At 49.4% G+C, this 948-nt stretch carries 2 protein-coding genes; both read right to left on the reverse strand.

Features of this window, described 5'->3' with window-relative positions:
• A partial coding sequence (locus tag ACYVGR_RS37545; protein ID WP_460966058.1) for an IS3 family transposase occupies positions 1 to 716 on the reverse strand: 716 nt, incomplete at its 3' end.
• A partial coding sequence (locus tag ACYVGR_RS37550) for a transposase (protein WP_460966056.1) occupies positions 677 to 948 on the reverse strand: 272 nt, incomplete at its 5' end. The genes ACYVGR_RS37545 and ACYVGR_RS37550, both read right to left, overlap by 40 nt.

Here is a 948-nt window from a genome sequence, read left to right on the forward strand (position 1 = left end):
TAAGGGTTATCCGCTTCGGCCATACTTTGTTTACACTGCCATCTATCAAGTCGTTTTCGAAAATGATGACCGAAATACTGGCCACCCCGATCCGAATGAACAATCAAGCCCGGTTTCGGTTGACGCAACTGAATAGCTTGGTCAAATGCTCTGATAATCAGACTTTCCCTCATGTGTGTGTCGACCCACCAGCCGACAATACGCCGAGAGAACAAATCCATCCAACTCGCCAGATAAGCCCATGCGCCACCTGAAAGAGGCAGATACGTGATATCGCCCACCCAAGCCTGATTCGGTGCAGTTGGCTTACCCAACTCAATCAACTGATTGGCACAAGCCGTTAAGCCATGTCGGGAATCAGTCGTTTTGGGCACGAAACTACGCGGTTGAATGGCTCGCCAGTCTTGCTCTTGCATCAAACGACGTACTCGATGACGACCAGCTTTGAGGCCCTGCTCTTTCAGCGCTTCCAGCACACGACGGCTGCCATAGCGCCTTGAGTTTTCCCAAAAGATCTTGTCGATGGCTGTGGTCATAGCTAGATCGCTATCTGATGGAGTGAGCGTTGTTCCACTACGATACGTGTAATAGGCAGTCTTGCTGACATTCAATGTTTTACAGAGCAATCGTACAGGGAAACTGTCTTCTTCAGCTTGAATAAATCGATAGATTTGCCTTAGGTCTGTCGGCTGAAAATGGCGACAGCTTTTTTTAATATCTCGCGCTCCATCTCAGCTTGGCGTAGCTGCTTACGAAGCGTCTCGACTTCCTGCTGAAGGTTTTGGTCGGTTTTCTTTTCCCCTTTGTCATTGCTCTTGCGCCAAGCGTGAATCAGACTGTCACTAATGCCCATCTTACGGGCTACGGCCATAATGGGTTCACCATTGGCAACCAGCCGCAGCACGTCGGCTTTAAATTCAGCGGTATACTTCCGTTTTGGTTGTTGGG

The organism is Spirosoma litoris (assembly GCF_054776755.1).